The sequence below is a fragment of the Bacillus jepli genome, assembly GCF_047238305.1.
GTDB lineage: Bacteria > Bacillota > Bacilli > Bacillales > Bacillaceae_L > Ferdinandcohnia.
The window spans coordinates 2,214,250-2,240,279 of sequence record NZ_JBDFMO010000001.1 but is presented as its reverse complement, the minus strand read 5'-3'; the positions used below and the strand labels follow the sequence as shown (position 1 = coordinate 2,240,279).

Genomic DNA, 26,030 nt, shown 5'->3' with positions numbered 1-26,030 from the left:
GTCACTAAATTTCATCTTACAACCATTTGTGAAGAATTCATTTTGCAGGCTTAGGTAAATTCTTTTATAATAATAGAGATGATTTGACTGCAATATAATTTCTAAAAATTCCGTAATTCATTTTTTACAATTAAATAAGAGAAAAAAGTGTATTTTGACGAGAGGACGTAGTTTACATGGAGCTTTTTACAAATTTCCCCCTTTGGGCCGCACTTGCCGCAATTGGATTTGCGCAGTTTGTTAAGGTCCCGTTACATTTTTTTGTGACTAGAAACGTTGATTGGTCCCTAATTACGAGCACTGGTGGAATGCCAAGTTCCCATTCAGCTGCTGTAACAGCTTTAACAACAGGGATCGCCCTAGAGCAAGGAGTCGGTTCTCCTTTTTTCGCCATATCCACGGTTTTTGCCGTTATCGTCATGTTTGATGCATCTGGCGTTCGCAGACACGCTGGTGAGCAGGCTACCGTTCTCAACCAACTTGTTGCAGATTTTCAGAAATTTGCGGAGGATGCAAAGCTATGGCCAAGGCTTGATGGAGAAAGAAAAAGAAGGGAGTTAAAAGAGCTATTGGGGCATAAACCCATTGAAGTATTTTTTGGTGGTTTGACAGGAATTTTACTAACTTTCTTACTTTATATCTTATAAAAACAAAAATGGCTAATCATTACGATTAGCCTTTAACTTTTTTCACCTAATATTTGTTGACGAAATACCTGCATCGATTTATCCTCGTTCATGGCAGCGATTTCTTCTTCAGATATTTTACCGTCACCCATTTGGATTACATAGACATCAAGGGTTCTTTTCCCCCATTTGTTATACACATCATTGACAGTTTCATAATACAAATCAATTTTATTTCCTTTAATCGCTCCACCTTTATCGGCAACCACTCCATACCCGTAATCAGGAATAAACAGAATGGTTCCGATTGGAAAGACACTTAAATCGGCAGCAATTGTAGAATACAGATCACGCTTGACCTTTACACCAGAGTAGGTAATTCCATAGGAAGGGTGATTTGCATCTTTTCCTGTCGATTCAACTCCCGCAGTGTATCCAGTCGCGACAACTGTTTTTTTCGGGTATTTTGAAAAATCAATCGCTTCTTCAATAGGTAATGTACTTTCAACACTCGAAGCTAATACCGCTTTATTTCCTTGGATATAAAACATATATTTGGAGACCAGTCCTACACTTTTCATCAAAACTGTTTGCGATTTCTTTTTAATTTGGTCGCTTGCCCAGTTTGTAATGTCTTTCGACTGTACTCCGGAAAAAGATTGGAACGTAGTGAATAGTGCGAATGCAACTAACATCGTCATTACACTTCTTCTTAAAATTGTGTTTAGATGAAACACATTTTTCCACTCCTCTCACGACTCTATTTCTTTCCAATTCGGTTAGAAATTATTCGCGAATGGGTGGAAAATAATTCATGTAAAAAAAGAAACGTAAGGATTCTTCATAAAATCCTTACGTTTCTTTCAACACAATTATATGGAAATGGGTTTCTAAAACATTCTGTATCCTTTTTTTCGAAGGAGCTTAATGACCACTCCTGATAAAATTGCGCCAGCAAGACCGCTAAGTAAAATCGCAATATCTAAAGGAGCTAAAGTCATAATGCTATTCCCTAAAGAGCGAAAAGCAGTTCCTGGTGATGTAAAATAATCAAGAAAAGAAACATCTTGAATAATGGCTACAGCAACAATTGGGTAGATAAACGCCATAATCCATGACATCCGTAAAAGCATGTTAAGAATGAATCCAATTCCAAAAAATAAAACGAAAAACAATATCATCGAAATTAATAAAATCGGTAAAAAACTGAATGACATGGTAACTCTCCTCCAGTAACAAATGCGCAAGCGCCTTGGTAAGCGCTGGAGCTGAACGCATAAATCCCTTCCTAGTGTACTAAAGGGATGGAACGTAAGTCAATTGATTTTACTCCGATTAAATGGACAAATAGTGAAAAAGGAATGCGAGTCTCCCCACATTCCTTTTAAATGATCTTATAAAAATTTCAATTTACCTTTTTTAAGAACAAGTGATGGACCACCCACGATGAAGAGTGCACGATTATCGATTACTTTCTTCATGAATCCTGCTTTGGATCCCCAAATCTTTCTACCAAATACAACTCCGATTCCATCATGCTCGCCAAGTGAACATACAGTTCCTTTGTTATCAAACGTAAATTCACCAAGTTCCCCTTGTCCACGCACAAGAACTGCGATGTTTTTCGCCACTAATGCACCTTGTTGCATCGCAATTTGTGCAGTTGGTGGGTACGGACGATTGATTTCTTCGTTAATAACTAATGAGCTATCTCCAACAAAGAAGATATTGTCGTGTCCTGGTGCGCGAAGTTGCTTGTCAACCTTCACACGTGCACGCATTGCTTCAAAACCAGATGCCTCGATTACGCTGTTTCCACGTACACCTGCTGCCCAAACGACAGTACGTGCTTTAATTTCTTCAGTTACATCATCTTTACCAACAATGATTCCTTCAGGTGTTCCTTCTTTAATTGCAGTACCAATCTTGAATTCTACACCTTTTTTCTCTAAGTGGTTAACTGCATATTCAACTAATTCAGGATCGAAGCCTGGTAATGCAGTTGGCGCAGCCTCCACACAGAAGATTCTTACTTTATTTTGATCAACATCATATTCACGGCAAAGCTCAGGAACTCGGTTAACTAGTTCGCCTAAAAACTCAATTCCAGTAAATCCTGCTCCACCAACAACGATCGTAAGACGGGTATCGTCTTTTTCCTCTTCTGTATTATAAGTTGCAAATTGATATTCAATATGCTCTTTAATTTGACGAGCAGTATTTACATTAGAAATCGTAAATGCATATTCTTTTAAGCCTTTAATACCAAATGTCTCCGATTCTCCGCCCAATGCCACAACTAAATAATCATATTCAACCTGTGAATCATCTTCAAGGATTACTCGTTTACCTTCAGTGTCAATCTTTGCTACAGAGCCTTTTACAAATTTAACTTTATGTCCACTAATTACATCTTCAATTTGATAACGTACACGGTCCGCATGCAAAGTTCCTGCTGATGCTTCATGTAACCAAGTGGTTTCATAGTGATAATCATTTTTGTTAACAAGTGTAATATCTGCTTCATTTACACCTAATGTTTTTTGCAAGTTAACGATAGTAGTTAATCCACCGTATCCTGCTCCTAAAACGACGATTTTTGGCTTTCTCACTGTAATCACGCCCACCTTTTCTTTTTTTGCAGTAAAAAATTCAGCTTACATCTATTTTCAACTGCAAGCTCTGATTTTATTGATAAAATAGTTTGTGATATCTTTCACGTAAGATACCATGACTGGACATAAAAAATTACGACATTTGTCAAAAAATTTTACTATTTAATATCCATTTCCTATAATAGGACTTTTATGTTGATATTTCAAGTACTTCAGGGGCATTTTAATACTTAAGAATATTTTAAAAACAATCGTTTTTGACGTTTGTAAGAAAAAAGTCAATTTATCGACTGAAATTTGCCATAATTAGTCAAAAAAAAGTCAGGCTTGAAAAAAGCCCAACTTTTTTAGCATTCTTCTGGTGTTCCAGCTACTTTAGCCGTACGGAAGGAAGAACCACACCCACAAGATGCAATGGCATTTGGATTATCAATGGTAAATCCTCCACCCATTAGGGATTGTTTGAAGTCTATTTTTACACCGTTTAAAATCGGAGCATCTTGTTTGTTGATTAAGATCTTAATTCCGTGTTGTTCATCATGAAGGTCTTGTTCGTCTTCTTCTTGTTCAAAGCCCATTCCGTATGAAAGTCCACTACAACCGCCACCTTTAACAGCAACACGTAAGAATGATCCTTCTTCTTCATTTTGTTTCATCATATCTTTAATTTGGAAAGCGGCTGCTTCAGAAATATTAACGACATGATCTGTCATCCTCGTAACCTCCCTCTTTTTTAAATCAGGTTATTACTATAAGTATAATGTTAAATTGAATTTGATACAAATAATCCGTTTAGTACAAAATTTTCTTTTTCTTTAAGTTTAAAATAAACTTCTTTTGACCACAATGAGACTATCCCCCGTTTTTTTTAGAAAACTCTTCATTCTTTAATGAAGGGTTTTCTTTTTGTCAAAACAAGAAAAAGCAGTAAATTTACTGCTTTTTATTTGGAATATATATAATGTTAGAACATTGGGTTCTCTTCTAAATAGGCATAGATATTTTCTACTAGCTCTTCAGCTGTTTCACCAGTAACTACATCCCCATTTACAAGAGCATATAGTGACTCAAAGCACTGCCCACAATAGCTTAAACATCCATACTCAATCACATCAAGATTTGGATCCTGTTCGAGGATTTCCTTTGCCTTCATGGAGCCACTTGCCAAATTACTAACACAAAATTCAATGATAGGATTCACTGGTTTTTTCACCTCACTACAACTACCTATCGTACTCTCTTTTTATCCACACGTCAATTTTGCTGATATCTGTTGTTATTTTGTCACATTTTCGCTATACTTTATGTGGATTTGAAAAGGATTACAGGTTCAGATATACAATGGATAAAAAGCACGAAAACGTTTCAACTAAAGAGAGGAACAAAAGGGGATAATCATCATGAAAAATCTTGTTATACTTGGCGGAGGGTATGGCGGAATGCGAATCTTACATTGATTGCTGCCAAATCAATTACCCGATGGATTTAAAATCACCTTACTTGACCGAGCACCCTATCATAGTTTAAAAACGGAATTTTACGCACTTGCCGCAGGTACCATTTCCGATTCTCATGTACGTGTAGCATTTCCAGATCACCCTAGTTTGCACGTACAGTTTGGGGAAGTTACGGGCATTGATATGAATGAAAAGCTGGTTCACATTAAAGATGAAGAATCAATACGCTATGATGACCTAGTAATTGGATTAGGCTGTGAAGATAAGTATCACAATGTTCCTGGTGCCAAGGAATTCACTTATAGCATCCAGTCGATTGATAATGCAAGGGCAACCTATCAAAAACTCAATAATCTCCCTGCAGGCGCAACTGTTTCTATCGTAGGTGCGGGTTTAAGTGGGGTTGAACTAGCAAGTGAACTTTATGAAAGCAGACCAGACTTGCAAATTAAGCTCTTCGATAGAGGAAAGCATATCCTTTCCGCCTTCCCTGAAAAATTGAGTGTGTATGTTGAAAACTGGTTTGATAAAAACAATGTTGAAATCATTAATAACTCAAATATAACGAGAGTAGAAGAAAACGTCTTATTTAATAATGACCAACCTGTTCAAAGTGATGTTGTTGTTTGGACCGCTGGTATTCAGCCAAATAAAGTCGTTCGTGACTTAGATGTTGAAAAAGACGGTAGTGGTCGTGTGATTTTAACTCCTCAACATAACTTGCCAAATGATGAACACGTCTATGTTGTTGGGGACTGTGCAAGTTTACCGCATGCACCTAGTGCACAGCTTGCAGAAGGTCAGGCAGAGCAAATTGTTCAGGTTCTTTTAAAGCGATGGAAAGGGGAAGCCCCACCAACGGAATTTCCTAAAATCAAGCTTAAAGGTGTACTAGGTTCCCTAGGTAAAAAAGAAGGCTTTGGTTTAGTTGCAGAACGTGCACTCACAGGACGTGTGCCACGTATGTTAAAATCCGGGGTATTATGGATGTATAAGTATCATAATGGATAATTAATTGTAAAATCGCGGTAACTTTTATGTACCGCGATTTTTTGTTTTATTAAAGAATACGTGGTTCAGGGACACTTCTTTCGGTTTTGACTAGATTTAAACTAGTGGCTCAGAGACATTTTGGTATTTTGCATATGTGTTTTGTCTTTGAGAGTATGCCTCAGAGACATTTCAGATCTTTCGCTTCAGTGTTTTGTCTTTGAGAGGACGCCTCAGAGACATTTAGGTGTTTTCGCCTCAGTAATTTGTCTTCGAGAGAACACCTCAGAGACATTTCAGCGCTTTTGCATCAATGTTTTGTCTTCGAGTGAGTGCCTCAGAGACAGTTCACCACTATCGCATTAGCGTTTTGTCTTTGAGAGTATGGCTCAAAGACATTTAGGTGTTTTCGCCTCAGTAATTTGTCTTCGAGAGAGAGCCTCAGAGACATTTCGGCACTTTCACCTCAGCTTTTTGTCTTTGACAACCTCCCTCACAGACTTTTCAGTACTTTCACATCAGTGATTTGTCTTTGACAACCTACCTCGTAGACAGGTTCTTCTCATTGACCAGTAATTTGTTCTTAAAATAATTTTGTTCTTCAATCAATTTCTTCTCAAAAAAAAGCAAGGAAGATCGCGTCTCCCTTACTCTCACTCATTTATTCAGTTGCTTTATACCCGTATTTCTCCATTTCAGCATAAATCGTTTTTAGTTTGGGACTGCCCTCTCCGACAATAGCACCTTCTAAGACCACAACTGGATAAAACATATCCTCTTCAATCACTCGAGTGGCAAATGTTTTTTTCTCTTCGTCCCCTGGTGGATCAAAAATATCAACATGTGAAATGTCGAAAGGTTGGTTTGGAAACTTTCTACTTAATGCTGCTTCGAGCCATTCACAAGTCTCCTTTGAAGAAGGAAGATTTACACAGCTAGGGCAAAGTACTTCTGCACCATATACACAGATTTCGACCTTTTGCTTATTCATTTTTATAATCTCCTTTCCCCAATCGTTTCTTTTTTCATTGTACTAAATATCTGGTAAAATGGACATAGAAAGTAATTAAGAATTCATCATGGATTTTCTCAATCTACGCTTGTAATTAAATATTGGAAAAAAGCATTACTTGGTTTTAATAGATTTTTTCCAGTAAACAGATTATAATAATTATAAAGGTATGAGGAAAGGAGTCAATCGAATGGATATCAAAGAGCAAGTACAAGAAGTATTAGATAAACTTCGTCCATTTTTACTTCGTGATGGCGGAGACTGCGATTTAGTTGATGTAGAAGACGGTGTTGTTAAGCTTCGTTTATTAGGTGCATGTGGAAGCTGCCCAAGCTCTACAATCACACTAAAAGCCGGAATTGAACGTGCATTATTAGAAGAAGTTCCAGGTGTAGTCGAAGTTGAGCAAGTTTTTTAATAAATAATTGATGATGCCTCAAGTTTTTGAGGCATTTTTTTGTGCCTTTAATCGTTAGTGGCAGTATTTCAACCCAAAGAAGCAAAACCCTAATTGGTTTCGCTTCTTTATTCATGTAGTGACAGTGAAGTTAATTTACTACCGTTTTTCTCAATCGATACTTCTTCTACCTGATACCCCTCAAATTCTAGGGAAAGGTCCGCTTTTAACTGCTTTCCTCGTCCATTTTCGATAAAACAAATCACAGTTGGTCCTGCTCCGCTAATGGCAACACCAAATGCTCCTGCTCTCTTTGCAGCTCGATGAATGCTGTTGAACTCGGGAATAAGCTTTGCACGATAGGCTTGATGGAATAAATCCAGCTCCATCATTTTCCCCATTAACTCAAGATTTTTCGTTAAAATGGCTGCAACCATCACATTACTTATAGAGCTCGCTTTTACAGCGTCTTGATAAGATAATTCTGTTGGAAGCACACTTCGAGCATCCTTCGTTTTTAACTCATACGGAGGAATGACAACGACCATATCAAAAGATACATCACTCACATGAATAAGATCCGTATCCTCGCTTCCACGATGACTGCCAATGACTAATCCCCCATATAACGATGCCCCAACATTATCAGGATGTCCCTCAACATCACAAGCTAATTCAAGCTTTTGTTGATTGGTTAATTGAAGATGACAAAGCTCATTTACAAGCTCAATTGCTGCGATAATGGCAGCTGCGCTACTCCCAAGGCCCCTTGCTAACGGAATATTGCTATTAACATACACCTTGCAGGGAGGTAGCTCACATGAGAAAATGGTCGCCACCTTCGCTGCTATTTGATAAATAAAATTTTCTTTATTTGTAGGTGTATCTGCAATTTCCGCTGATTGCGGAACAAATTCCCACTGATTGCTCGGTTCGACCTGAAGAGTTAAATATCGATTGACTGCCAATCCAAGTGAATCAAACCCTGGTCCGAGATTTGCTGTGCTTGCTGGTACTTTAATTTGAAAGGCTTGATCAAACTCCATGTAAAACGGCTCCTCGGATATGATCGTACACAGCCTTTTCATCATTAGGTAATACAACAGGCTTGATTGAAGTTGCTTCAATGGCGATATTTGGATCCTTTAATCCATTTCCTGTTAAGACAGCAACGACTCGGCTACCTTTCTTAATTTCGCCACTGCGTACTTGCTTGATGACACCTGCAATTGAAGCACAAGAACCTGGTTCTGCAAACACGCCTTCTTTTCGTGCTAGTAACTGATAGGCTTCTAGGATTTCAGCATCCGACACTTCATCAATTTTACCATTCGACTCACTTGCAGCTACAACGGCTTTATCCCAGCTTGCAGGGTTTCCGATTCGAATGGCTGTTGCAACTGTTTCAGGCTCTTCAATGACTTTATTTTTAACAATTGCTGCTGCACCCTCTGCTTCAAAACCTCGCATCTCAGGAAGTCCTGTTTTATGACGTTCATGGTATTCTTTAAACCCTTTCCAGTAAGCTGTAATATTCCCAGCATTTCCGACTGGAATGGCTAATACATCAGGAGCACCATCTAGCTGCACACAAATTTCAAATGCAGCTGTTTTTTGGCCTTCAATTCGATATGGATTCACAGAGTTTACTAGAGTAATAGGTGCCGTTTCACTGATATTACGAACCATCTTTAAGGCATGGTCAAAGTTTCCTTCGATTGAAATGATTTCAGCGCCATACATGACAGCTTGCGCTAATTTCCCCATCGCAATTTTCCCTTCAGGAATAACGACGATACAACGAAGTCCAGCACGTGCTGCATATGCCGCTGCTGCAGCGGACGTGTTACCAGTTGATGCACAGATAATTGTGTCACTGCCCTCTTCAATCGCTTTTGCAACCGCCATAACCATTCCACGATCCTTAAAAGACCCTGTTGGGTTAGCCCCTTCTACTTTTACATATAATTCAACACCAAACTCTTCTGAAATAGAATGAAGCGGAATTAATGGTGTATTTCCTTCATTTAATGAAAGCATTGGAGTATTTGTATTTACCGGTAAATATTCGCGAAATTGTTGTAATAGACCTTGCCATCTCATCCTTGGTTTCCTCCCTCAACTCGATAAGAGCTTTTCACTTCTTGGATAATTTGTAAATCTCTAAGCTGTACTAAAATTTCCTCGTAATCTCGTAAAGATGCTTCATGAGTAACAAGAACTATTTCAGCTACATTTTTATTCTTTAACGGCAATTGAAGAATTTTCTCAAAGCTTACACCACGTTCAGAGAATAGGGATGTAATTTTTGCAAATGCACCAACTTGATCCTTTACGTGGATACGCAAGAAATATTTTGAGAAAATCTCAGAATCATCTTTTAGTTTTTTCTCATATTGAGGTGATACGCTACTTAGACCATTCACTCCAAGTCTCATATTTTTCATAACAGCTACTAAATCTGAGACAATTGATGTAGCAGTTGGTAAACTACCTGCTCCTGGTCCGTAGAACATTGTTTCCCCGACCGCTTCTCCATACACATATACCGCATTATATTCATCATTTACGCCAGCAAGAGGGTGTGATTCTGGAAGTAATGTTGGTTGAACACTTACCTCAACCTTCTCTCCCTTACGATGTGCAGTACCGATTAACTTGACTACATAGCCTAAACGTTTACTATATTCAATGTCATCACTTGTAACGGAAGAAATTCCTTGAACGCGAACGTCTTTAAGTTCGATATTCATCGAGTATCCTAGTGATGCCAGGATTGCCATCTTTCTTGCTGCATCTAGACCTTCCACATCTGATGTTGGGTCTGCTTCCGCATAGCCAAGTTCCTGTGCTTCTTTCAGTACTTCTTCATAGGCACTACCGAACTTGCTCATCTTTGTTAAAATAAAATTAGTTGTTCCGTTCACAATTCCCATCATTTTAATGATTCGGTCAGATGCAAAGCCGTCTACTAAACCGCGAAGGATAGGAATCCCCCCAGCAACACTTGCTTCATAGAACAAATCGCAGCCATTTTCACTTGCAACTTTTAATAACTCTGGACCGTATAACGCCATTAAGTCTTTATTTGCTGTTACAACATGTTTTTTATTACGGAGTGATTGAAGCACTAATTGTCTTGTATCCTCGATTCCACCCATAACCTCGATGACTACATCGATTTCAGGGTCATCAATAACCTCATTTGCATTTGTTGTCAAATATGAAGGATCAATATCTACTGATCGGTTTTTATGAATATTTTGAACCAATACCTTCTTTACTTCTATTGGGCAACCAACTTGGTGCATTAATTTATCTTGATGATTTTTTAAAATTGTTACAACGCCACTGCCAACCGTACCTAATCCTAATAATCCAACTGAAATACTTTTCATCATTATCCGCCTCCTATGTACTCCCTGGAAATACATTTGTCCTTCTATAAAAGACATTATAGTAGTGATACTATGTTTTTACAAGTACTTTTTTTCCAACCTCACCTGCGAAAACGCTTAACGCGTTGATATAAAAGGTTAAATTTTTCAAAAAAGATTTTTTTCAAAACATTCCATCTATAAAAAGAACACCTTCATCGCGAAGGTGCCCTTGAAAAAACATTTCATTTTACAGACAGTCCCCACTCTCTGTTGACAAGAGTCTTTGGTTGTTTATGGGTAAGCACAAGCTCAATATTCTTGCAGCAGAGTTCCATCATAGCTACTCGAGTTTCAGTACTTGAAGACCCAATATGAGGCAATGCTACGACATTTGGCAAAGTCAATAAAGGATGAGTAGATTCCACAGGTTCCTTTACAAAGACATCTAAACCAGCTGCTGCGATCTCACCATCGATCAATGCTTGATACAGTGCCTCTTCATCCACGACCGGTCCTCTTGATACATTAATGAACACGGCTGACTTTTTCATTTTTTTAAAACTTTCTTGATTAAATAAGCCTTTTGTTTCTTCAGTGAGTGGTGTTAAACAAACAATAAAATCTGAGTTCTCAATCACCTCGTTAAAGGGTGCATAGGAACAACCAATCCGTTCCTCCGCAGCTACATTCCGAGAACGATTATGATAGAGAATATCCATCTCAAAACCAGTCGCACGCTTTGCGACCGCTTCGCCAATTTTGCCCATACCAACAATTCCAATTGTTTTATGATGAACATCATGACCAGCAAGTAACAATGGACTCCAGCTTTTCCACTCGCCCTTTTTTACAATTTCCGCTGCTTCAACGACTCTTCTTGCAGTGGCAAGCAACAGGGCAAAGGTTAAATCGGCTGTTGTGTCTGTTAATACATCTGGCGTGTTACATACAGCGATTCCCTTTTGATTTGCATATTCTACGTCAATATTGTCAAAACCAACAGCAAGGTTTGCGATTACTTTTAACTTTGGTGCCCCATCAAGCAGTTCTTTGTCGATTTTCTCAGATAGCATGGTTAACAGGGCATCTGCCTTTTTTACTTCTTCAAGAAGTACTTCTCTTGGAACAGCCTTGTCTTCATCATTCCAAACATGTACTTCAGCTACTTCCATGAGTGGTTGAATGGCTTCTTTGGGTAGTTTTCTAGTAATAAAAACATATGGCTTCGTCATTTTTTACCTCTTATAAAGATTTATTCGTGTGCTGTTTCTATAGTATCATACTTTTTTTATTTGAAGCCAATTTATGTTCGGAATTGTTAGTCTTTTTCCATCCATTCCTACACTTGATAAAAAGGTGGCCAAAAAGCGTTCGTGGTCACTTGAATGTTGTAGCATTGATTCTAATCTTTGCAATTGGATTTCCTTTTTGTTCTCCGATTCTGTCATATAATATCCTTCGATACATTCAAAAAAATGGAGTGGAAACAATAGCCTGGCATATAAAAGTCGCCATGAAAAAGGAGAAAGGGGACTAACTCGCTCATACTCTTTTAAAAAATGAATAATTTGCCCATTTTGTCTCGTTTCACCACTGGCATATTGATCACGTATAAATTCAGCCAAGTCCCTTGCGCAATGGTCAAATACCCAGTCTGTTGGGAGCTTCGTAAATGACTCTTTATCCCATGACAATTCTGTGAAACGATGATGACAAATCGTCGCTGAGTCGATGGCTGAAGGCGCCTCGTCCATTTCCGTATCAACTAGGTATTGTATTGCATTTTCCGTTAACCCTATATAATATGGGAATGCTTCAACGAATAATGTTTCAAATCGGTTTTGTGGATGTTGCTTCACTTTTTCCTTCCAAAACAACTCCATTTGATCCAATCTTTTCTCCCATAGAAATTTCCATTGCCCAATTCGATTTATTTTATTAACACGATAAGGGAAGCTCCTGCCTCGATTATGAAAACGAGCCAATTCATACCCTACTGTATTTGTATTCCGATGGCTATAAACAGGGATTCTGATTATCACAACCTCTTCATCATGAATAGTTGTGCTTAAATTCCCGTCTGTAGTAGGTAAAATGGAGCCTACACGTATATCGCCTTTTTGTATCATATAATCGCTAAGATGTTTTATTTCATACATTTCTTCTTGTTCCACATATTGCCTTGGCACAATACAATATATTATATTTCGATAGATGATTGCATCATAACCAAATGCTTTTACGAACCGATCCACCTTTAACTTGTATTGTTCATAAAGAGTATCCTTCATAAATCATCACCCCTCGCACATACTATGTAACTACAGATTAGTCATTCAAAACATCTATATGAAACAAATCGCCATTACTTGTGGTAAACTAGTAAATATTAGCAAATTATTTTGAAATTCTAAGAAATTAGGTGAATTTAGATGAGCAAAGAAAATAAAATAAATAAAATTGAACAAACTGCTAGAAAATGGTTAGAGGAAAGAGGCGTTACCATCCAGGATATTGCTGAGTTAGTGTATTTTTTACAAAGCAAATATCATCCCGACTTAAAAATGGAGGATTGTGTGCATAATGTTGATCGTGTTTTAACGAAACGTGAAATTCAAAATGCAATTCTAACAGGGATTCAATTAGATAAACTTGCTGAAAAGGGCTTGCTTGAGGAACCGCTACTTTCAACAATTAAGGTAGATGAGGGACTTTACGGTGTTGATGAAATCCTTGCCTTTTCGATTGTAAATGTCTATGGCTCAATCGGTTTTACAAATTACGGATACATTGATAAGAAAAAGCCAGGTATTTTGGAGCGACTAAATGACAAATCTACTGGCGAATGTCATACATTTTTAGATGATATTGTGGGAGCAATCGCAGCCGCTGCATCAAGTCGATTAGCTCATCGTGCAGCAAATACGAATTAATAAATAAAGATCAAATCGTTACGATTTGGTCTTTTTCTTTCGATAATAATGGTATACTCAATTTACAAACTATTTCGTCAGAGGTGTCATTAAGATGGACCTATTTTTAAAAATTTTGGGACTTATTTTTATCGTGATTGCAATAATGATCACATTTTCATTAAAAAAAGAAGTGAAAAATTTGGATAGCCAGGTACTACATCGAAGTATAGCGACTCGTTGGACGAGACGCTCCAAAACATCAACAATATTAATAGGGCTTGGATGCATTTGTGTCCTAATAGGAGTTATTCTTTCTATGTAAAAAAGCGCTCAATCTGAGCGCTTTTAAATTCTTTCCATCCATTCCTTTAAGCTGTTGATTGCATAGGTTGGTTGACGGTCATATCCTTTTAAGAGTTCAGCCGTTGTCACACCTGTATGAACAAGAAGTGTATCGATACCTGCATTCATTCCCGCCATGATGTCAGTGTCATAGTAATCCCCGATCATCAATGTATCCTCTTTGGGAATTCCTAATTTCTTTTGGGCTTGCTCCATAATCACACTTTCAGGTTTTCCGATAAAAATCGGTTGAACAGTCGTTGAAACAGTTACCACAGAGGTTAAGGAACCATTGCCTGGTAAAAGTCCTCGTTCAGTTGGAATTGAAATATCACCATTTGTTGAAATAAAGGTTGCTCCATTGCGGACAGCTAAGCAAGCACGAGCAAACTTTTCATATGTAACAGAACGGTCAATTCCGACAACAACAAAGTCTGGATTCTCATCCTGAATTGTAAAACCTTTTTCCTGTAGTGCTTGGCGGATCCCTTCCTCACCAATCACATACACCGTTCCACCCTGCTTTTGTTCGTACATATAATTTGCAGTTGCTTGGCTTGTTGTGAATACCTGTTCCTCTGTACAGGCAATATCAAAATCACGAAGCTTTGCTGCAACCTGTTCTGGTGTTCTTGATGAATTATTGGTTACGAATAAATAGGGTATTCGTTTTTCATTTAGCGCATTTACAAATTCACACGCTTCCTGAATACGCTCAGATCCACGGTACATTGTACCATCTAGGTCGATTAAATATCCTTTATATGTTTTCACTACTTTTATCACCTTTTGTTAGTTTTTAAATGCGGAAACGGGTCCTAGTTCATGTTCAAGATAGGCTCGAACAGCTTTCGGAAAACTCTTTAAACTGTTTTTATGATTTTGTAAACTTGAAATGATCTCTTCATGATTGATTTCAAGATAGTCTTGAACAATTACTTTGCGGAAACGAATGATTGCTTTTAATTCATTTGCAACTTGAGTTGTAACCACCTTTTCATCCTCAAGAATGTCTATAATATCTTCATAGCTACCAGGGTCACGCATAATGAAGCCATCAATCATTGAATTTCCAACATCTAAAATTGCCTCAATTAAAAGCTGGGAAATTCGCTCTAATGCCTTCTTTTCAATTGTACTTGTCCAATTTGTTTTCGTTTCTAATAAATCTAGATTTTCTTCGTAAAAAAGAAGGGTCTTCTCAATCTTTTCTCGGTCAACAAAATACACAGTATCACCTTCTATTTATAATCCTTTTTATCTCCACATATTATTTTACCATAAAGTTCATCATCATTCATGGCATGCCCAGATTTAATAATTCGTTTTCTATTTGCTTTAGCTTTGTTATGATATTGTAAACGACTGTTTTTAAAGGAGAATCCATTATGTCTGAACGTTTTTTCTTATATGATGATACGGTTGACACCCGAACACGATTTGTAAGTTTCATGGGAGAAAATCAGCGTTATGATTTAGCAATGATTCAATCTGACCGGTATTATGGAAAGCTTGTTGTATTAAATATCTTGAGTAATCGCTTTGCCATTATCGGTAGAGATGATCTAGATGAGCCGGGTTATATTGAACATGCCTTTCAACTATCAGAGGAAGAAGCGGAGGAATTACGTTCTTTCTTGTATGAAATTGTCTAACATATTTGTACAATTACCTGAAAACACTATAGATAAAAAGTGAGGTGTTTTACAGGTGGCTGAAAAAGATAAGGAAGAAATAAGGTATACTGATTTTTCAAATGTCGAGACGATGAAAGACTTTCTCACTTCTGAGGAATTTCCTGAAGGTCCTACAGGTGCTCCAAACGGTGAGGATACACCCGTTGAAAATAAAAGTACACCTTGGAAAAAAGGACAACGATATTATACACCGTTTAATTACGAATTTAAGTCTCTTCACCAAGACTTACCACGACAATTTCCCGGAGCTCATCCCACACACGATGATAAGGATGAAAATGCTGAGCCACCATACGACTGAGGTTTTCTTTTACACAAAAAGTACAGGCAACTGATGCAGCCTGTACTTTATTTTTTTACCTTTTTTAGAACAAAATAGGCACAACCGAAATTACAATACTCGTATAAATACTCGGAAAGGGTACTGATTTTTGTATCAAAGGATGCTTTTTGGTTTTTATCATCAAAAAATCCTTTTAAACGAAGCTGTTCGTATCCCCAGTCCCCGACTATATAATCATATTTCGCTAGGATGTCGCTATATCTTGCCCGAAAGGCCTCTTCATTAAAACCGTTTTTTAGCTCATCGACAAGCTCATATGTACTGTTATTGATACTAATCACTTTTGTTCACACCCCTTATTATATATCCATTATAGCCAATCAACCCATCAATTACTATGCGAAATTTTTGTTGAATTGGTCAACCTACAACTTAAGGGGGTGTCAAGATTGAAAAAGTACACAATCATCTCAGGCTTAATTGCCTTTACAGCATTGACGGGCTGTGGTGCTTCTGACGACAATGCAGGAGTATTTCATGAAAGTGGAAACACCATAAATCGAATTGACCAAAATGAGCTTTACAATAAAAATGGAGTTAAAAACAATGGCAAGGAAATGACGAACTTTGGCTATGTTCGTCACCAAAAAAATCCAGTCCCTGGTAAGGCAAATGTATACACAAATATGCCAGCAATGGATCGCGAAAAAGTAGCGGATTTGATTAGTAAAATCTGTACCTACATCCCGGATGTTAATGACGTAGGAACACTAGTAACGGATGAAGAAGTTCTTGTTGTGTATGATACGGATTCAAAGGATCGCAACTTTACAGCAGACCAAGTTAAGCGCTCTGCTCTTTCTGTTGTCCCAAGGTTTTACCATGTGTATGTTTCTGATGATCCTGACATGATGGATCAAATTGAAAGGTTTGGTACACTTGATTCAGACAGTCGTAATGTCGATCAAATCATTACATCCACAATCCAACAAATGATAAAATCTCCACAGGGATACAAGGTCAGTGATGGAGAAAATGAAAATGGTGAAATGGAAGGTGGATTAAACCCAGAATATGAGCGTAGGGCTAGGGAAAATCAGGACTTCCTAAAAAATCCAAGCACCGGGACGAAAAGTGGAGAGATCCATGACACCGGAAATGCCGGTACCATTGGAAATAAAGGGAATGAAGATCAAAAGAGGGATGATGGAAGAGAGCTTTTAAGAAAAGGGGTCCAATAGTCCTCAAAAATTTGATGAAGGACTTTTCCCTACGGATTCTTGATCGGAATGTCCTTCATAACCTTAATGAAGGACTTTTCGCTACGGATTCTTAGGCGGAATGTCCTTCATAACCTTGATGAAGGACTTTTACGTACGGATTCTTGACCGGATTGTCCTTCATAACCTTGATGAAGGACTTTTACGTACGGATTCTTAGGCGGAATGTCCTTCATAACCTTGATGAAGGACTTTTCCCTACGGATTCTTGATCGGATTGTCCTTCATCAATAAATAACAAAAAAGGGGGTTCTCCCCCTTTTTTTATGCTTGTTGTTTAAGTTGTTGATTTGCTTTTGCCGCATTTACTTGTTCGTCTGCGTGGTAAGAAGAACGTACTAGTGGACCAGCTTCACAATGACTGAAGCCTTTACCTAAGGCAATCTCCTTTAATTCAGCAAACTCATCTGGATGATAGTATTTTTGAACTTTTAAATGCTTCTTCGTTGGTTGTAGGTATTGACCAATTGTCATGATATCTACGTTATTTGCACGAAGATCGTCCATTGTCTCAATGATTTCTTCCTTCGTTTCCCCTAAACCAATCATAATACTTGATTTTGTTGGGATATCTGGATACATTTCTTTCCCACGACGTAAAAATTCAAGTGAACGCTCATACTTTGCTCTTGCACGAACGCGGTCAGATAAACGTCGAACAGTTTCGATATTATGATTTAGAATATCTGGCTTTGCATCCATTAACGTTTTTAAGTTATCGTAAACACCACCCAAATCAGATGGCAATACTTCGATTGAAGTAAACGGACTCTTTCTACGTATCGCACGAACGGTTTCAGCGAAAACTGCTGCTCCCCCGTCCTTCAAGTCATCACGTGCAACCATTGTAATAACGACATGCTTTAATCCCATCGTAGCGACAGAATCGGCAATGCGCTCTGGTTCTTTCCAGTCCAATTCATTTGGAAGCCCAGTCTTAACCGCACAAAAGCGACAAGCACGAGTACATGTATCCCCTAAAATCATAAAGGTAGCCGTCTTACGCACAGCCCAACATTCATGAATATTTGGGCATCTTGCTTCCTCACAGACCGTATGTAATTGCTTTTCTCTCATCATTTTCTTTAAGCCGGTATAGCTTTCGTTCGTATTCAGTTTTATTTTTAGCCATTCAGGCTTTCGTAAATATTCCTCTTTGTTAGACATACTTTATCACTCCATTGCAAAGGCTATCCCTATTATACTCCTAAAGTAATGAAGAATCCAAGGATTAGCATAATTCGTGAAATGTTAAGCTTCCAACAATTAGTTATTATGAAAATAAAATGATTTACCAAACTAACAAGGAGGAGTCTTTTTAAAATATATTTTTTATCTTATTCGTGAACATAGATGTCTTAACGATAATTGTTGAGAAAGGAGATATTTGGGCGTGAGAAAAGTCTTTGGAATAGTTGTTGTTATTTGTTTGTTTTTCACGGAAATACCGATGGTCGCAAAAGCAGCAGAAGGTAATCAAGATGTTTTTCAGGAACGTATGTATCTTTATTCGAAGATGGAAGCTTTAACCCAAATTCCTTGGTATTATTATGCGGCTATTGATCAATATGAACGAAGTATTCGTCGTGCCCGTAAGGATATACCAAAGGAAACGGGTTTGATTGGAATCTATATTAAACCCGAAGTGTGGGCCGGTGCTTTAAATCCAAATTTAAATGATACAAACCCACACAGTATTCAGCTTTTTGGAGGAATAGGATTAGATGGCAACGGAGATGGTGTTGCTGACCAAACAAATGACGAGGATATCCTATTTGCAATGTCGGAGCAAATTTTAGCATATGGGACAGATCCTGATAATTTAAAAATTGGCTTATGGAACTATTACAAACGCGATAAATCTGTTTCCCTTATCATGGGAATTGCCAAAATCTATTCGATTTATGGAACCTTAGATTTAGATAAGCATGCCTTTCCGGTTCCGATCGGCTATAATCACAGTTATAAAAACACGTGGGGAGATGCCCGAGGCTGGGGTGGTCGGAGAATGCATGAAGGTACGGATATTTTCGCAAGCTACGGCACACCGGTTCGAGCAACCTCATACGGTGTGATTGAAATGAAAGGGTGGAACCGCTTCGGTGGGTGGCGGATCGGAATTCGAGATGTCAATAATACGTATCACTATTTTGCACACTTAAACGGGTTTGCGAAGGACATTGCAATTGGCCAAGTAGTAGAGCCAGGTCAAATTATCGGTTCAGTTGGTAGCTCTGGATACGGACCACCAGGAACAGCCGGAAAATTCCCGCCCCATCTACATTACGGCATGTATAAGGACAATGGTTTTACAGAATGGTCCTTTGACCCATACCCGCATCTACGTGCATGGGAAAGAGCGGAACGAAGAGCTAGAAAAAGATGAAAATGTTAAAGGCTGCGGTACAAATAATACCACAGCCTTTTCTCCGTTCTATTTTGACCCCTCTTTATAATCTATTCCGCTTGCTTTGCTTGTTTCGCCTTTATTCCAGCGTATGCGATACTTGCTGCAAGACCTCCCCAAAGAATAACCATTCCAATAATCATCATTGCAATTGCTCCACCGGTCATAGTCCTACCCCCTTGTCGCTACTAGAAGAATAATTTTCCTCTAATGTGGCACGACTCCATTTTTTGAGTGATACGATTATTCCGAGTATAATTATTCCAACAGCAATAAAAACACCTGGGAAGAGGATGAATGAAGTTACATACCCTTCATAGTTTCCAGAGTCCGTCTCAAATTGTTGGAGGATATTTTGCTTGAATAAGTCAAACATCATATAACCTAATACAACAGGTGTTACGATTCCAAGACAGAACTTCCACCAACCACCTGCACGGATATCTGAAACGGCATTCGCATGCGCTTGCAATGGATTCATTTGCCTGAATACCCATGCAATTAGAATAACTTCAACTAATCCTGCAACTGCAATACCGAATTGGTTGATAAAGTAGTCAACAACATCTAGGAAGTATAAGCCCCCATTTGTTGAATACAGGATCGAAATAAGGGATGCTAAACCAGCACCGTATAGCACAGATTTATTACGACTAATTTTAAATTTGTCTTGAACTGCGGCAATGAATACCTCACAGATTGAAAAAAGGGATGTTAATCCGGCAAATACTAATGATAAAAAGAATAAAGCTCCGAAAAACTCGCCAAATGGCATTTGGTTAATAATTTGTGGGAAGACTGCAAATGCTAAACCAACACCTGCGGTTGCCACTTTATCTACAGGTACCCCAGACTGTGCTGCCATGAAACCTAGAGCCGCAAATACACCAATACCCGCTAATAATTCAAAACCTGAGTTTGCAAAACCAGTAATAAAAGCGTTGTTCACTACATCGGACTTCTTAGGTAAATAACTTGCATAAGTAATCATAATTGCAAAACCAATTGATAAACTAAAGAAAATATGCCCGTATGCGGCAACCCAAACTTTCCCATCCATTATGGCATCCCAGTTAGGTTGGAAGAATGCATTTAAACCTGCACTTGCTCCTTCTAGTGTTACAGCACGAATTACAATGATTGTAAAGATCACCAATAATGTTGGAATAAAGATTTTATTCGCCTTTTCAATTCCTTTTTTAACACCTTTAAATAGAATAAATAGGGTAATCGCCCAAACAACAACCAATGGTCCAAAAACTCCAAGAACTGGAGCACCGACATCTCCAGGTGTTTCCGCTAAATGCAAGTATTTAGAGAATAGGAATCCTCCTGTATCCTCACCCCAAGCTTTATTAAACGAGAAGAATGTATAGGATATTGCCCATGCGATAATGACAGCATAATAGGTTGCAATGACAAAGGATATGAATACTTGCCACCAACCGAGCCATTCCATCTTCTTATTTAAACGGAAAAATGACAAAGGGGCTGATCCTCTAAATTTTTGTCCAATTGTAAATTCGAGAATTAGGATTGGTATTCCTGCTGTTAAAATGGCAAATAAGTATGGAAGAAAGAAAGCACCTCCTCCATTTTCATAAGCAACATATGGAAATCTCCATATATTACCCAGGCCAACCGCAGAACCAATAGCTGCTAATACGAAGCCTGCCCGCGTCCCCCACAGTGGACGATTATCCATAAAACAAACCTCCCCTTTTCCACTTTAGTCTATTACCGTGGTAGCCCTTTAGCACTAGACCGAAGTTGGAAATTTTTATATATTCAGATTATTTTCTATAATCTATCTATTAGTATAGCCAGTCTTTAATCCTGTGTCAAAAGTTATTTTAACATTCAAATTATTTTTCATAAAAAAGAGACAAAGGTTCTTTTTCCCTTGTCTCATACATATTATTTAATTTTACAAAGCAAAATTCGAATAGTATTTTATGCCTTTTTCCTGTTCATTATTGTAATGACAAAGATAACAAATAATACGACAGTCGTAAGCAATCCTAATAAAGCATTACCCGTTAGACCTAATACGACATATCCAATTGCTGCGAAAATGGCAGAAGTGATAGCGTATGGAAGTTGGGTCATCACATGATCAATAAGATGACTGCCTGCACCTGTTGATGAAAGAATGGTTGTATCCGAAATTGGCGAACAATGGTCACCAAATACAGAACCAGCTAATACTGCAGCAAGAGCCGGAAGCATTAAATTGATATCTGACGCTGCTACGATATCTCCTGCGATTGGGAGCATCATTCCGAAGGTTCCCCAAGAAGTTCCTGTAGCAAATGCCATGATACCTGCTACAACAAATAGAATGACAGGTAAAAAGGAAATATTGATATTAGACTTTTCAACAAGGCCGGCTAAATATTTACCTGTTTCAATCTGCCCAATTAAGTCCACAATCACCCATGCAAATAATAAAATATAGACAGCTGGAAGCATTGATTTAATTCCTTCAATGATCCCCTTAGGGAGAAGACTTACACTAATTGCTTTTTTTGCATAGACTTGAACAAGGAATAAAAGTAGAGTGATAATAATTCCAATCAGACCGCCATTTAATAAAGACCCTGTAACATCTGTGTTTTCTAAAATTGAAAAAATCGTTACATTGCCTTCTGAAGCTTTATAGCCTGTCCAAAATAAGGAACCGACAGTACCGATTACTAATGCCATAATTGGCCAAACTAAATCTCCTACAGAACCCTTTTCACTTTGAGGCAATTCTTGTTTTAATTCTCCAAGTACTGGCTTTTTGGGATCGATCACCTCTCCAGTAGTCATTGCTCGATTTTCATGAACCTTCATACTTCCAATATTAATATTAAATACTGCAACCGCAAAGACCATTAACATAGCTGATATTACATATAAATTCATGGGAATGATTTGTATAAAAGCAGATAATGGTGAAACCTCAGATATCCCATGAGTTACTAGGATTGGTGCAATGATCGCAATAATATAAGCACCCCAGCTTGAAATCGGTGAAACAACACATATTGGTGCAGACGTTGAATCGATAATATAGGCTAGTTTTGCACGAGAAACCTTGTTCCGATCTGTAATTGGCCTACTCACTTGTCCAACAGCCAACGCATTAAAATAATCATCAATAAAAATAACAATCCCTAAAACAGCAGCTAACAGCTGTGCACCTGTTCTTGTTTTAACCTTTGTTTGAGCCCATTCTCCAAATGCACGGCTTCCTCCAGAGATTGAAATAAAGGCAGTAATAATGCCTAATAGGAATAAAAATAAGATAATATAGACATTCCAGGTATTGAGTGCGCCTTCTGAAACAAAGACCGCTTTAAAGCTATTCCAAATGGTGTAAACGATGTCTTGTAGCCAAGCGCCGATTCCTTCATTAAGTAATACTTTTCCGTGTAAAACGACTGAAGCCGACACAATTCCGACTCCAAGTGAGAGTAAAACTTTCCGTGTTAAGACAACCATAAGAAGAGCAATGATTGGTGGGATAATTGAATAAATAGTTCCAGACATAATAGATCCTCCAAAATTGATAATTCACAGAGGGCTGTTCGTACGTGGTGAAAGAGGTTCTTTTTTCAAATAAAAAGAGAGTAATGATAGAAAATAACTATCATTACCCTCTAGTAATGTTATGTTATCCTCCATCACGATCAGTAGCCCTCCATTATAGATCCGACTCTATAATGACAGTGTTACCCTTTTTCAAGGCAACCCCAACAAAAATAACGTTGACGAGTTCATTTTTGCTTCGGCGAAAAACCCTTTCAACTATGATCCACGTTGTCATCCTCACATAGTTTACTCATAAATTCCGCACCTCTACCTCATCGATCCGATAAGGTGGTATATTCATTTTTGATTTCCTTCTGTAGTATAAAACATTACACTCTATAAATCAATTATTCTAATATAGTATTTTTTGTTAATCCGTTGGAATTTCGATTGAAGGTGAAGAATCACTGCCATTGTTATAGAATTCTGGAACATCGTGCAAGATATTTTGATTGATCACAGGAACAATGGTTTCAATTTCAACCTCGCCTGTTGAAAATGGTAAAATAACCTGCATGGTCACAGTGGCTAAAACATTGTATTGAAACCATCCATTATTAATTCCCCACTCATCAATTCTTCCTTGTGGCGTTGTTTCTCCAAAACCAACCATATGGAATCGAATCGGAATTTCCGGACCCAAATTACCTAAGATGGCATTGTTTGTTGCTTCTCCTATCGGTACTTTAAAAACAAATCCCGTTTGCCCTGTTGCATCATCTTTTTCAAGTTCTAAATTAGGGTATTCCAGTTTATGAATGTCTCCTTGATTTACATACTTTAAGTATTTTTCAATATTTCCTAGGGTCTCTGTCGCCATTTTATTAACAACCTGAGTATTGTAACTAATTACTTTCCCCGTTTCATCTGTTTGGACAATACTTAAGTCCTCTTGAACTAATTCTTCCTCATTTAATTGTTGATTTATCGCATTTTTGATAACCGAAGCAGCTACCTTTTTTGTTTCATTTTCAGCATATGCCATAAGCGCAGGCTCAATCGCTTTATTAATAATAAATAATCCGAGAAACGTCGAGAAGATAAAAAAGACAATGGTTATTAAAAAGACGTAACGAAAAGGCAAGGGCCCTTTCCTTCTTGGATGTATGCGACGTCTGAATTTTGCCAAAAGAAATCCCCCCTTACATGCTATATGTATGCAGGTAAGGGGGGATGTACGATACTTATTTTATTCTCTTTTTTATATAGAATACCTTTTTTGAGGTATTGAATGTTAAACCATCTTTAATAAGGCGTCTTTGCCTTTCATTCCTATTGTAATGCCTCTTTGCTCGGCTTCGTATGTGATAGATTCAAGAGGGGCATCCAGTAATTGCTCGATTGTACGAACACCAACTGCCCTACCAGCAATAATGCCTCGATCTTTAAGTTTTTCATTCAATAATGCAACGTCGAGGGCACCACACATAATGTAGCCATTTTCATTTGTGACTGCCATAAAATTCGTCTTAGGTAGTTTAACGGTAATGGCTGTAAATTGATGATTATCAATTATGATTGGTGTCATTGAGACCATTCCTAGCACACTCCTTTCCATACTAATTTATGTGCAGGGAAAGAGAATTGTGTTAGAAATAGGTGCTTGACTAGACCTATCTTTACTGTACTTCTTTTGGCTAGGAATCTTAGACCCCTTTACCTATTGTTTTTATTTTTTCCGCTAAAAGGTCTCGCAAGAACTCTGGCATATAATATTTTTTATCCTTTGCATCCCGGATGACTGGAAAAAGCAATCCGAACGTATACATATCAATGGTGGCGACAGAATACGTTTTATCCGGATCAAGGTCTTCACCATTAATTTTAATAGTAGTGATATGGTCAGCTCCATCTGAAAGCTTCGTGGTTTTGAGCTCAACTCCGTCATACACCATTTTGCCCATAACCTTTCCACGAAAGCCAAGACCTTTAATTCTGAGGTTTTCCATTTCTTTTGTGTTGGCCTGCAAAATGATTTCCTTTAGTTCATCACCCATTACCCATACCTTACATGGATTGATTGGATGTGGGCAGATTCGATGCAGGTCTTCTCTTGTTACTTTTCCGGCTGGAAGCGAATCAAGTAATAGCCCCGCATTAACCATTGATAGGTCTCCATCACACCATTCACGGAGGACTTCGGCTAAAAGTCTAGAAAATGATGTTTCTGCAAACCAATCACTTATTAATGGTTCATCAATGACCGCGATCACATCATCTTTTAACAGTTTAGTACTTTCCAATAAATAGTGTGAAAGGATGTCATTTGTTTCTTTGCTCTCTAGAAGGGATTTTGTTGGAATTACATTTGCTGTACTTTCAATAAGCTTTTTTTGTTCTGTATCAATGTGAAGTGTGACATGACCGATGTAATTCCCATATTTTTGGGCACAGCAAAGCAGTGTATTGTTAATTCGCTTTCCGTTTTCTAAAAGGTGATGGGTATGCCCACCAAGGAGAACGTCAACTTCTGGGAAGTCTCTCGCTATTTGTTCATCTTCATTAATCCCTAAATGGGACAATAACAGAATCATATCTGTTTGATCTTTTAGTTCAGCAAGTGTTTCCCTTAAAACAACAAGTGCGTCTTTAATATTCCAGCCAAGTAGCTTATATAATCCAATATAATGGACCGTTAAACCAATCATTCCAATTTTAAAACCACTTGGCAAGACGTAAATATCATAGGGACAAGCCCAGTTTGGGAGCTTTCCATTTTTGTCAAAAAGATTTGCAAGCAATACTTTAAATTCAGCTTCATCGTATAAAGAATCGAGATGTTCATATGACATCGTAATTCCCTCATTGTTGCCAATTGTTGCATAATCGTATTGTAGCTGGTTTAAAAGCTTAACATTCGTTTTTCCATAGGACGCTTCTGAAATGGGGTGAAAGCGGTCGATATGGTCTCCAATATCAATTAATAACATTTCTTCATTGTTTTGTTGGTGAAGCTGTCTCATTTCCGTTATATATTTTGTGATTTTCGGCCAACGATCAAAATGGCTATGGAGATCGTTTGTATGATAAATATGTACTGTTTCAATCAA

Annotated in this window: 28 protein-coding genes, 1 pseudogene and 1 riboswitch; of the genes and pseudogenes, 8 read left to right on the top strand and 21 right to left on the bottom strand. The window is 37.9% G+C overall.

What is annotated here, in order from left to right:
* Nucleotides 1–176 precede the first annotated feature (176 nt).
* The gene (locus ABC371_RS11405) at nt 177–647 is read left to right on the top strand and encodes a divergent PAP2 family protein (protein ID WP_412896921.1); all 471 of its coding nucleotides are present in this window, start codon (nt 177–179) and stop codon (nt 645–647) included.
* Between the two features lie 32 nt (nt 648–679).
* Here the strand turns inward: ABC371_RS11405 and ABC371_RS11400 are convergent, their stop codons facing one another.
* From ABC371_RS11400 to ABC371_RS11380, 5 genes are all read right to left on the bottom strand, one after another.
* Nucleotides 680–1,363 carry a 3D domain-containing protein gene (locus ABC371_RS11400; RefSeq protein WP_412896920.1) on the bottom strand — a complete coding sequence of 228 codons (684 nt, stop codon included), beginning with the start codon at nt 1,361–1,363 and terminating at the stop codon, nt 680–682.
* 153 nt (nt 1,364–1,516) lie between these two features.
* Nucleotides 1,517–1,843, bottom strand: coding sequence for a YuiB family protein (locus tag ABC371_RS11395; RefSeq protein ID WP_412896919.1), 327 nt, complete (start codon nt 1,841–1,843; stop codon nt 1,517–1,519).
* A gap of 177 nt (nt 1,844–2,020) precedes the next feature.
* On the bottom strand, nt 2,021–3,247 hold the full coding sequence (locus tag ABC371_RS11390; protein WP_412896918.1) for an NAD(P)/FAD-dependent oxidoreductase: 1,227 nt from the start codon (nt 3,245–3,247) through the stop codon (nt 2,021–2,023).
* A gap of 341 nt (nt 3,248–3,588) precedes the next feature.
* Nucleotides 3,589–3,954: a HesB/IscA family protein gene (locus ABC371_RS11385; protein WP_412896917.1), complete on the bottom strand. Its 366-nt coding sequence runs from the start codon at nt 3,952–3,954 to the stop codon at nt 3,589–3,591.
* A 251-nt stretch (nt 3,955–4,205) separates the two neighbouring features.
* Entirely contained in the window at nt 4,206–4,442 is a 237-nt protein-coding gene (locus tag ABC371_RS11380) for a YuzB family protein (RefSeq protein WP_412896916.1), read from the bottom strand.
* A gap of 256 nt (nt 4,443–4,698) precedes the next feature.
* Between ABC371_RS11380 and ABC371_RS11375 the strand changes: the two genes are divergently transcribed.
* On the top strand, nt 4,699–5,709 hold the full coding sequence (locus ABC371_RS11375; RefSeq protein WP_412896915.1) for an NAD(P)/FAD-dependent oxidoreductase: 1,011 nt from the start codon (nt 4,699–4,701) through the stop codon (nt 5,707–5,709).
* Between the two features lie 640 nt (nt 5,710–6,349).
* Here ABC371_RS11375 and ABC371_RS11370 read toward each other — a convergent pair.
* Nucleotides 6,350–6,679: a YuzD family protein gene (locus ABC371_RS11370; RefSeq protein WP_412896914.1), complete on the bottom strand. Its 330-nt coding sequence runs from the start codon at nt 6,677–6,679 to the stop codon at nt 6,350–6,352.
* A 217-nt stretch (nt 6,680–6,896) separates the two neighbouring features.
* Between ABC371_RS11370 and ABC371_RS11365 the strand changes: the two are divergent.
* Nucleotides 6,897–7,118, top strand: a pseudogene (locus ABC371_RS11365) (NifU family protein); the annotation flags it as partial.
* 107 nt (nt 7,119–7,225) lie between these two features.
* Here ABC371_RS11365 and thrB read toward each other — a convergent pair.
* From thrB to yutH, 5 genes are all read right to left on the bottom strand, one after another.
* Nucleotides 7,226–8,143: a homoserine kinase gene (gene thrB / locus ABC371_RS11360; RefSeq protein WP_412896913.1), complete on the bottom strand. Its 918-nt coding sequence runs from the start codon at nt 8,141–8,143 to the stop codon at nt 7,226–7,228.
* Nucleotides 8,133–9,200, bottom strand: coding sequence for a threonine synthase (gene thrC / locus ABC371_RS11355; protein ID WP_412896912.1), 1,068 nt, complete (start codon nt 9,198–9,200; stop codon nt 8,133–8,135). Before thrC ends, thrB begins: the two co-directional genes overlap by 11 nt.
* On the bottom strand, nt 9,197–10,498 hold the full coding sequence (locus ABC371_RS11350) for a homoserine dehydrogenase (RefSeq protein WP_412896911.1): 1,302 nt from the start codon (nt 10,496–10,498) through the stop codon (nt 9,197–9,199). The genes thrC and ABC371_RS11350 overlap by 4 nt, the downstream gene beginning before the upstream one ends.
* 221 nt (nt 10,499–10,719) lie before the next feature.
* Nucleotides 10,720–11,709 (bottom strand): 2-hydroxyacid dehydrogenase, encoded by a 990-nt coding sequence (locus ABC371_RS11345; protein WP_412896910.1) that lies wholly within the window; start codon nt 11,707–11,709, stop codon nt 10,720–10,722.
* Between the two features lie 45 nt (nt 11,710–11,754).
* On the bottom strand, nt 11,755–12,768 hold the full coding sequence (gene yutH / locus ABC371_RS11340; RefSeq protein ID WP_412896909.1) for a spore coat putative kinase YutH: 1,014 nt from the start codon (nt 12,766–12,768) through the stop codon (nt 11,755–11,757).
* 141 nt (nt 12,769–12,909) lie between these two features.
* On the opposite strand from yutH, the gene ABC371_RS11335 reads away from it, so the two are divergent.
* Nucleotides 12,910–13,410: a phosphatidylglycerophosphatase A family protein gene (locus ABC371_RS11335; protein WP_412896908.1), complete on the top strand. Its 501-nt coding sequence runs from the start codon at nt 12,910–12,912 to the stop codon at nt 13,408–13,410.
* 327 nt (nt 13,411–13,737) lie between these two features.
* On the opposite strand, the gene ABC371_RS11330 is transcribed toward ABC371_RS11335, so the two are convergent.
* Nucleotides 13,738–14,508 (bottom strand): TIGR01457 family HAD-type hydrolase, encoded by a 771-nt coding sequence (locus ABC371_RS11330; protein ID WP_412896907.1) that lies wholly within the window; start codon nt 14,506–14,508, stop codon nt 13,738–13,740.
* A gap of 18 nt (nt 14,509–14,526) precedes the next feature.
* Entirely contained in the window at nt 14,527–14,964 is a 438-nt protein-coding gene (hepT, locus tag ABC371_RS11325; protein WP_412896906.1) for a type VII toxin-antitoxin system HepT family RNase toxin, read from the bottom strand.
* Between the two features lie 158 nt (nt 14,965–15,122).
* Here hepT and ABC371_RS11320 point away from each other — a divergent pair, with 158 nt between their 5' ends.
* Nucleotides 15,123–15,389 (top strand): DUF3055 domain-containing protein, encoded by a 267-nt coding sequence (locus ABC371_RS11320; RefSeq protein ID WP_412896905.1) that lies wholly within the window; start codon nt 15,123–15,125, stop codon nt 15,387–15,389.
* Between the two features lie 112 nt (nt 15,390–15,501).
* Complete coding sequence (locus ABC371_RS11315) at nt 15,502–15,732, top strand: cytosolic protein (RefSeq protein WP_412899330.1); 231 nt, start codon at nt 15,502–15,504, stop codon at nt 15,730–15,732.
* A 47-nt stretch (nt 15,733–15,779) separates the two neighbouring features.
* Here ABC371_RS11315 and ABC371_RS11310 read toward each other — a convergent pair whose 3' ends face one another.
* On the bottom strand, nt 15,780–16,055 hold the full coding sequence (locus tag ABC371_RS11310; protein WP_136381459.1) for a YutD family protein: 276 nt from the start codon (nt 16,053–16,055) through the stop codon (nt 15,780–15,782).
* A 108-nt stretch (nt 16,056–16,163) separates the two neighbouring features.
* On the opposite strand from ABC371_RS11310, the gene ABC371_RS11305 reads away from it, so the two are divergent.
* Nucleotides 16,164–16,955 (top strand): YhcN/YlaJ family sporulation lipoprotein, encoded by a 792-nt coding sequence (locus ABC371_RS11305; protein ID WP_412896904.1) that lies wholly within the window; start codon nt 16,164–16,166, stop codon nt 16,953–16,955.
* Nucleotides 16,956–17,258: 303 nt separating this feature from the next.
* On the opposite strand, the gene lipA is transcribed toward ABC371_RS11305, so the two are convergent.
* On the bottom strand, nt 17,259–18,161 hold the full coding sequence (gene lipA, locus ABC371_RS11300; protein WP_412896903.1) for a lipoyl synthase: 903 nt from the start codon (nt 18,159–18,161) through the stop codon (nt 17,259–17,261).
* A 283-nt stretch (nt 18,162–18,444) separates the two neighbouring features.
* Here lipA and ABC371_RS11295 point away from each other — a divergent pair, with 283 nt between their 5' ends.
* The gene (locus ABC371_RS11295) at nt 18,445–19,380 is read left to right on the top strand and encodes a M23 family metallopeptidase (RefSeq protein ID WP_412899329.1); all 936 of its coding nucleotides are present in this window, start codon (nt 18,445–18,447) and stop codon (nt 19,378–19,380) included.
* 71 nt (nt 19,381–19,451) lie between these two features.
* Here the strand turns inward: ABC371_RS11295 and ABC371_RS11290 are convergent, their stop codons facing one another.
* From ABC371_RS11290 to ABC371_RS11265, 6 genes are all read right to left on the bottom strand, one after another.
* Nucleotides 19,452–19,568, bottom strand: a complete 117-nt coding sequence (locus tag ABC371_RS11290) for a MetS family NSS transporter small subunit (RefSeq protein ID WP_116352958.1) — start codon at nt 19,566–19,568, stop codon at nt 19,452–19,454.
* Nucleotides 19,565–21,106, bottom strand: a complete 1,542-nt coding sequence (locus tag ABC371_RS11285; protein WP_412896902.1) for a sodium-dependent transporter — start codon at nt 21,104–21,106, stop codon at nt 19,565–19,567. The genes ABC371_RS11290 and ABC371_RS11285 overlap by 4 nt, the downstream gene beginning before the upstream one ends.
* A 248-nt stretch (nt 21,107–21,354) precedes the next feature.
* On the bottom strand, nt 21,355–22,938 hold the full coding sequence (locus ABC371_RS11280; protein ID WP_412896901.1) for a Na+/H+ antiporter NhaC family protein: 1,584 nt from the start codon (nt 22,936–22,938) through the stop codon (nt 21,355–21,357).
* A gap of 136 nt (nt 22,939–23,074) precedes the next feature.
* Nucleotides 23,075–23,258: riboswitch (Lysine riboswitch) on the bottom strand.
* A 92-nt stretch (nt 23,259–23,350) separates the two neighbouring features.
* Nucleotides 23,351–24,109 carry a sporulation protein YunB gene (gene yunB / locus ABC371_RS11275; RefSeq protein WP_412896900.1) on the bottom strand — a complete coding sequence of 253 codons (759 nt, stop codon included), beginning with the start codon at nt 24,107–24,109 and terminating at the stop codon, nt 23,351–23,353.
* A gap of 105 nt (nt 24,110–24,214) precedes the next feature.
* Nucleotides 24,215–24,517, bottom strand: a complete 303-nt coding sequence (locus ABC371_RS11270; protein ID WP_412896899.1) for a YunC family protein — start codon at nt 24,515–24,517, stop codon at nt 24,215–24,217.
* A 109-nt stretch (nt 24,518–24,626) separates the two neighbouring features.
* On the bottom strand, nt 24,627–26,030 hold the full coding sequence (locus ABC371_RS11265) for a bifunctional metallophosphatase/5'-nucleotidase (RefSeq protein WP_412896898.1): 1,404 nt from the start codon (nt 26,028–26,030) through the stop codon (nt 24,627–24,629).